Source organism: Nonomuraea sp. NPDC003201 (assembly GCF_053590415.1).
This window is the reverse complement of the sequence record NZ_JBSFTC010000443.1, coordinates 1-7078: the sequence shown is the minus strand read 5'-3', so window position 1 is coordinate 7078 and position 7078 is coordinate 1. Positions and strand designations below refer to the sequence as shown.

At 72.3% G+C, this 7078-nt stretch carries 8 protein-coding genes; all 8 read right to left on the bottom strand.

All coding sequences use genetic code 11. From position 1 onward, the window contains the following. Positions 1 to 1052 (bottom strand): hypothetical protein (locus ACWDX9_RS57240; protein ID WP_449971525.1); only part of this gene is annotated, 1052 nt, incomplete at its 3' end. Beyond that, the gene (locus ACWDX9_RS57235) at positions 1052 to 2485 is read right to left on the bottom strand and encodes a hypothetical protein (RefSeq protein ID WP_449971523.1); all 1434 of its coding nucleotides are present in this window, start codon (positions 2483 to 2485) and stop codon (positions 1052 to 1054) included. The genes ACWDX9_RS57240 and ACWDX9_RS57235, both read right to left, overlap by 1 nt. Continuing rightward, positions 2486 to 2968, bottom strand: coding sequence for a hypothetical protein (locus tag ACWDX9_RS57230; protein WP_449971521.1), 483 nt, complete (start codon positions 2966 to 2968; stop codon positions 2486 to 2488). Between the two features lie 22 nt (positions 2969 to 2990). Further along, a complete protein-coding gene (locus ACWDX9_RS57225) occupies positions 2991 to 3332 on the bottom strand; it encodes a hypothetical protein (RefSeq protein ID WP_449971518.1) in 342 nt (113 codons plus the stop codon). Then, positions 3332 to 5287, bottom strand: coding sequence for a hypothetical protein (locus tag ACWDX9_RS57220; RefSeq protein WP_449971515.1), 1956 nt, complete (start codon positions 5285 to 5287; stop codon positions 3332 to 3334). The genes ACWDX9_RS57225 and ACWDX9_RS57220 overlap by 1 nt, the downstream gene beginning before the upstream one ends. Further along, on the bottom strand, positions 5284 to 5910 hold the full coding sequence (locus ACWDX9_RS57215) for a hypothetical protein (RefSeq protein ID WP_449971513.1): 627 nt from the start codon (positions 5908 to 5910) through the stop codon (positions 5284 to 5286). Before ACWDX9_RS57215 ends, ACWDX9_RS57220 begins: the two co-directional genes overlap by 4 nt. Before the next feature lie 4 nt (positions 5911 to 5914). Next, the gene (locus ACWDX9_RS57210; RefSeq protein ID WP_449971510.1) at positions 5915 to 6412 is read right to left on the bottom strand and encodes a hypothetical protein; all 498 of its coding nucleotides are present in this window, start codon (positions 6410 to 6412) and stop codon (positions 5915 to 5917) included. A 7-nt stretch (positions 6413 to 6419) separates the two neighbouring features. Beyond that, positions 6420 to 7078, bottom strand: a 659-nt coding sequence (locus tag ACWDX9_RS57205) for a hypothetical protein (protein WP_449971507.1), incomplete at its 5' end; no start/stop codon positions are given.

The window sequence follows — 7078 nt, the reverse complement described above, 5'->3', positions numbered from 1 at the left end:
GCGGCCAGTTGCGGAGCCAGCGCCGGATCCGCGGCGGCCTCGCCGGTGAAGGCGAACCCCGAGCGCAACCCAGAGCGCAGCGTTTCCTGGCGCGCTCGTTCTTCCGCGGAGACGAAACGCCGCGCGTGCACGCCGTCGCCGGCCGGGCCGGCCAGCGGCCAGATCAGGTACGCCTCCCGCACGTACCGCAGGAAGCCGTCCCGGTGGCCGCCGGCCCCCACTCCCACGATCTTCATGGATACGGCCAGCTCGTTGTCGTCCTCCTCCACGGTGAACCGGACGGGCAGTCCCATCTCGCCGAGCGGGCCCGCGTTGGGATCACCTGCGTCTCCCGGCCCGTTGAGCAGGCCCAGCAGCCGCGACCTGGTGGGCAGCAACCAGGGCCGGTAGATCGCCAGCCGCCGCCGGTAGGCGGGATCTGCCTCGCGTCCCGGCAGGGTCACGATCTGGCCGTCCTTGACCGCCAGGGTCTCGGCGAACCTGGCCACGCCCAGGTCCGCGCCGTGCCGGTCAAGCGCGTCGGCGAAAGCCCGGCCGATCCGGCGTACCGCCAGGATCTCCCTGCCCTGCCTGCGTAGCCGCGCCTTCTCGGCCGCCAGCAGGTACAACATGCGGCCCAGCACGCCGTGCAACGTGCTAAGCCGCACCAGGTTGCGGGTCCGCGCCACCGGGACCAGCCGGGCGGAGCCGTCCGGGCGCAGCTTGCGCACTCGCAGCGCGAGCGTGTAGCCCTGGGCCGTGCGGGTGGCGGGGTCGGTGGTGGGTCGGTGCAGCGGCAGGTACGCCCCCGCCTCCGTCCACGCGGCGAAGGTCAGGGCAGGCAGCGGCGTGGCCGCGCCGTCCGGGTCGAGCACGCCTTCCAGGCGCAGGCCGGTCTCCCGCAGGCTGCCGGCGGGCGCGGCGAGCAGCAGCGGCTCCCAGCCGCCGGGCACGGTGACCCGGCCGGCCGCGTCCAGCTCCAGCGGCTCGTCGACCGCGCCGGCCGCGAGCGGGCCGGTGAGCTGGGCGATCATCGCCTGGTGGGCGGCGCTCAGGTACGGGTCGGCGTCCATCAGACGATCCTCAGCCTGGCCGGGTCGTCGACGAGCACGGCGACCTGGTTGACGTCGAACTCGGCGTTCTGCCCGCAGTCGAGCACGGTGATCGCCTGCTCAGCCACGGGGGTGCCGAAGTCCAGGTCGTCGAAGGCCGCGGGGTAACGCAGGAGCCGCACATCACGGGCGTCGGCGATGCCGGGCTCGCTCATCAGCGCCCACACCATTTCGCTGGCCCGTACCGGCTCGCCAAAGCCGAGGCCGTCGACGTAGCGGCGCAGCCGGGCCAGCAACCTGGCCTTCAGCGCGAGCGCGGAGTCGCTGTCGTTCACGCTCTCGCGGGAACCGCTGGGCAACGGCAGCCCCCGCACCACGAGATCGGCGCTGACCCCGATGCCGACCTGCGCCGCGGGCACCACCTCCGGGAAGATCGACAGCGGTCGCAGGTCGTCGACGGCCGATTCGATCGCCACACGCAGCCCGTCTGGCCCCTCCCAGATCGCTGCGGGGGACGCCGCGACCAGGATCGTCACGTAGTAAGGGCTGGCGATGTCGCGCTCGCCGACGAACAACCGCTCGACGAAGCTGAAGTTGCCGAAGATCGACTGCCGGATGTCCAGGCCGCCCCACTGGTCGCGGACCGTGACCTGCCGCACGCCGGGCACCAGCGACACGGCGATCTCCAGCGCCTCCGCCGTCCACGCCGACCGGGGGGCGCGCAGCAGCAGCTCGCGGTAGCGCACGTCGGGCCAGCGCAGGTCGCCGCCCGTCAGGGCCTCGGTGTGCCCGACCTTCACCTCGAAGGGCGGGTCGGTGGCACGTTGCAGCGCGTACAGGTCGCCCAGCTTGGCGTCGAGCGGGTGAAGGCGATCGAGCGTCTGCGACGGCACGGCCGGGTCGATGTCGTGCTCGGGGCCTGGGTGGAAGGCCACGACGGCGACGTCGCGCTGCCGGGCGGTGTTGGACAGGGTGATCGTCTCGTCGGTCGCGGCGTGGTGGCCGCCGGGGGTGAGCAACCGTGTGCCGCGCGGGATCGTCACGCTCTCGCCAGCGGGCAGGTCGCCGTCGAGGATGAGCCGGACGCGTCCGGTGGCCGGCAGGAACGGCCGGGGCAGCCCGAGTTCCTCGCCCAGCCGGGTGAGCGCGGCGCCGGTCGCCGAGACCACGAACGCGTCGTCGTACATGGTGGCCAGGGCGCTCCAGGTGCGGGCGTCCTCCAGCGCGGAGACCTCCATGAGCGTTCTGACGACCGATCCTGAGCGCAGGTCGAGCTCGTCGCCGAGCAGAGTCCTGGCCAGGGCCAGCTTCTCGGCCAGCAGCCGGGCGAACGGCTTGGGCACGAACCCCTCGTTCGTGATACCGTACACGCCGCCGCCGGTGGTGCGGGCCAGCTCGGCGTCCACGGCCAGCACATCCGCCGTGTCAATGCTGGTGTCGAGTTGGTCTGCCATTTACGCCCCTCCCTGGGACAGGCCGACGGTCTGCCGGTCGCCGCTGATCGTCTCGAAGGCCACCCGCACCTGCAGGGTTCGGCCGGCCGCGACGCGGGTGAGCCGGTCGTCGAGCACCTGCACGTCCACGATGCGCCGTACGCGCGGCTCGCGGGCCAGGACGTTCACCACCGCCACCCGTACGCGCTCGCGCACCATCAGCTGCGTGGACTCCTCGGTCAGCGCGCTCAGCCCGTCGAAGCCGAATTCCACGTCGAAGACGCTGGAGCCGCGCAGCGTGGTGAAGGCCAGCTCCAGCACCTGGGCGAGGTTGGCCATGCCCGCCACGGTGACCAGGTCACCGTCCCGCAGCCGCAGGTCGCGGCCCAGGTCCAGGCCGGGCGCGATCGGCTCGGCGGCCACGCCCCAGCCGAGTAGCGCGCGCCGCAGCCCGTCGCCTTCCGGTTCGCCGCTCATGCCGCCGCCCGTCTCCGGCCCGCTCATGTCACCGCCACCTTCAGCCTGATCATGTCGCCGCCACCTTCTCCGGCCCGCCGGTGGCCGACATCACGCCGGGCGGGGTACCGTTCGTGGACCCGCTGAGGGTGGACAACACCACGGGCGCACCGCCCGTCGTCAACTTGGTCGCCAAGCTCGGCGGCAGGGGAGCGTCCGCCTTCAGGCAGGGGGTGATGTTGTTGCCCGTCTGCTTGCAGCCGGTGATGTCCTGGCCCTTGATCGAGTCGGCGACCAGGACCGGGGAGCCGCCAACCGTCAGCTTGGCCGCGCTGTCGGTCACGACCGTCCCGGTGTGCGGGGCCTGCGGCCCGCAGCGCACCGTGCTCGCCTTCGTGAGGATGTAGGCCATCAGCCGCTCACGTCCATCGTCCCGCTCACCTTGACCTTGACGTTCTGGGCGGTGATCTCCAGATCCTTGCCCGCGACGATCTGGATCGTGCCGTCCGCCTTCATGACGATCTTCGATCTGCCGTCGGCATGCTCGATGGTCACCGACTGGCCGTCCGCGGCGCGTTCCGGGCGGGTGCCCGCCTCCTGCAGCGCCGCCTTGCCCACGCGTACGGTCAGCTCGCCCACCTCGATCACCCGGTTGCCGTCGGCGTCGATCAGGTCGTCGCTGGCGGCGGCGCGGTAGCCCGAGGGGACTGCGGAGTCAGCGATCGAGTCCCGTTCGGCGGTCGGCACGGCCGACGGCAGGATCAGCCACCAATCCCCTGGGGCGCTGTCGGGCGCCTCACCGGCGGTCCAGAGCGCGCCGGCGACCATGGGGTCGGCGCCGTCGCCGAGCCGATGCACCACAGCCACCCGCGTGCCGGGATAGGCCGGCAACACCAGCCCGGCCCTGCCGAACGCGAACGGCGTCAGGTACGGCACGTCGGAGGCGGGCGCCGGGCTGGGCCTCGCGACCGGCAGCCGGCCTCCCTGGTTGGCGTCGCCCTGCCCGCCGGTCAGCCCGCGCCACACCGTCACCGACTGCGCGGGCCGTGACTGGTCGCCCGCCGAGGTCGTGGCCCGCAACTCGCCGACCTCGGCCTGCGCGAGTCCGGCCGCCGCGGCGCGGGCGAGCGCGCGGATCTGCCGGGCCGAATCGGTGCCGGCGTCCGCGGACGTCTCCTCGTCGTCCTTGCGCGGGGGCGCGGTGCGGGCGTCCCACTGCGACCGTCCCTGAGGCAGTTCGACGCCGGTGAGCGTGGTGACGAAGCCGCTGCGGCGGCCCAGCTTGTGCTCGACCGCGTTGACGTACAGGCGTATCGGGGACCCGCTGGCGCCGTGTGGTGACGATGCGCTCGCCAGCACGCCGATGGAGCCGAACAGGCTCGCGGCGCCGAACCCGGCGGACGGCGTCTCCCCCGGCGGCGGCGTGAACCTGACCACGTCGCCGGGCCGCAGGTCGGGCCGGCCCTTGCAGATCAGACGGTACTGGCGGCGGCTCGGCGGCTCTTCCCCTGGATGCGCGCACCGGTCGAAGGCGGGGTCGGTGACGATCGGCTCCAGCGGCTGCACGTCGGCGAGCCCGCCAGCCTCGGTCACGTCCGCGCCGTCACCGGAGAGCGGGATCTCTCGCGGGCCGACGTGCAGGGTTCCCCTCCTGATCAGGAGCATGCCCCTGCCGTACAGGCCGGTCTGCTGCTCGATGCGTCCGGCCAGGTCCCGCAGCGCCTCCACGCCGCCGGTGCCGTTCTTGATCTGCTGCTTGCCCTTGCCGGGGACCGCTGGCGCGGGCGTCGCCAGGGGTCCCGAGTAGGTGCGGGAGTTCGCTTTCAGATCCAGCCGGTCAAGGACGGTGGAGATCGCGGAGGGCAGCGACGTGGCGTCGATCCCACCCTTGTCCGAGCAGATCGCGCGCTCGCTGAGGTGCTGGAACACCCGCTCGCGGCAGGTGATCTCGGTTTCCACGCCGCGGTCGCCGTTCGCGCGCGCGACGCCGACCACGGAGAGCACCGCGATCTCCGCGCCTGCCCGGTCCGGGGTCAGCCCGTTGCCGATCCTGTCGAGCCCGGCCAGCCCCTTCAGGTAATCGGCGGCTCCGGCGAGCGCCTCCCGCCAGAACAGGTACAACTTGACCACCGTGTAGACGCGGCGGTCAAGCTTGTCTCGTTTGCTGAGCTTGGCGAACAACGCGTCGGGCAGGCGTTCGATGGTGAACCTGTAAGTGCCGCCCTCCAGCCCCTGCGGCAGCGCGGCGTGGATCTCGGCGTGCGCATCGTCGCTGCTGACGAACCACGGCTCGGCCAGGCCGTCGGCGGAGCCGAAGGCCAGCAGCCAGCCGGGGTGGTTCCCGATGCTCACCTCGCGCGGGCTCATCGGCGCACCGCCGTACCGAGCCTGGTCCTGGTCCAGGTGTCCATGATGGTCCTGTTCCGCAGGCCGACCTCGGACTCCATCCGGAACGTGATCGGCAACCGCGACATGACCCGGCGCGGCGCGGGCGGCGCCGGGTACCGGTCGGGCGCCTGGTCCGCCCGGCGCCACGCGATTACCAGCCGGGACGCCGTGTCCCCCGGGCCGCGGACGGCCGCGGCACGCAGGTCCCAGTCGACGACCTCGATTTCGGCGCGTACCCGCCCCGCACTGCCGGACACGAGCCGTCGCGCGCCCGCAACCAGCGGGAGCACGCCGAGCGTGACGCCGCCCAAACGTACGATCAGCCGCGCGGGAGGCGTGGCAGGGCCGGGCGCGCCGTACGGCGCCCGCTGCCTGGAGGAGGTGCTGACCACCTCCTCCGGCGGCGGGTCGAGCCATTCAGCGGCGAGCCCGGTCGGCAACATGAGAATCACCTCCAGCTCGCCGTCCAGCGCGAAGCGGTGCGGCAGACCTTGCGCGATAGTCTGCTCGACCCGGTCGAGCTCGCCGCCGGGCGCGCGACCGGGCACGAGCCGGGCCTGTACAGCCGCCGCGTACGCCGCCGCATGGGACAGAGAAGCCATCCGCCTACCCTCCGAACACGTCGCCCAGCGCGCCCACCCCGACCGAAGCCACGTCGAGCAGCTTGGTCAGAGTGGAGGGGCGGGGCAGGTGGACCATCGAGATCGAGACGTCGAGCACCTGCCGCCGGGCCGCCGTCGCGGTGAACGACAGGCTTTCGATCTGCATGTCGGTACGGATCGTCATCGCCGTGACGAGCACCAGGCCGGACATCATGCCCCTGCTGTAGGCACCGATCGCGCTGCCGGTGCGCCCGGTCTCGGCCAGGCTCTCCAGGGCCAGCTTCCAGGCGTGCCGTTCCGGCCCGGCCAGCACCCCGGACAGCGTGATCTTGTCGTCGTGCGTGCCGAGCACCGCCCGCGCCCCGCTGGAGCCGATGGCCGGCAGATGGTACGACTCGCTGAGGGAGATCGTGGTGACCGCCCAGATGGGCACGGTCAGCAGCGCGCCGTCGGAGATGATCGCGGACGGCAGGTGGTCGTAGGTCAGGTAGGAGGAAGGCATCGCGTCGTCACCGGCCCGTGCCCGCGAACAGCAGATCCGCGCCCGGTACCCCGTCGTCGATCATGCGCTGGATGGTGCTCTGGAGGAACCCGTCGAGGCCGGGGTGCCCGGTCTCGTAGTGGAATCCGGCGCAGCCGTAAGCCCGCAGCTTCGTCGCGATGCGGGCGTCCCGCTCCAGCATGGTGGCGAGCGACGCCTGTCCTGTCTCCGAAGCGTAGAACGACTCGCCCTGCACCCACGTGTACGGCTCCTTGCTCTCCAGGAACTGGTACACCCGGCCCTCGGCGTCGGCGAACCGGATCCCATCGGCCCGGAACTGCTGGCCGTCCGCCAGCGTGATCTGCAGCTCGTAGCCCCGGCCGGAGAAGTTGGGATCCAGCTCCTTGAAACGGGCGAGCGCGGCCAGGTCTCCCTCTGAGTATCCGGCCACTCGTACCGTCGTCACCTTGCTGCCCTCCGGCAACGCCCCGGGCGCCCACAGGTCGACGCGCTGCTGGACGAGGGCCCGCTCCGGTTCGCTCGTGTGCAGGTCCCGCACTTTCAGCTGGCGGTAGCGGGCGAGCGCGGCACGGTCGTGCTCGCCCCTCGCCCGTCCCCCGACCACGTCAAAGACCTGGACACGATCGAGAAGGCCTTCGAGAAGGAGAACCCGAAGGTGGACGTGGT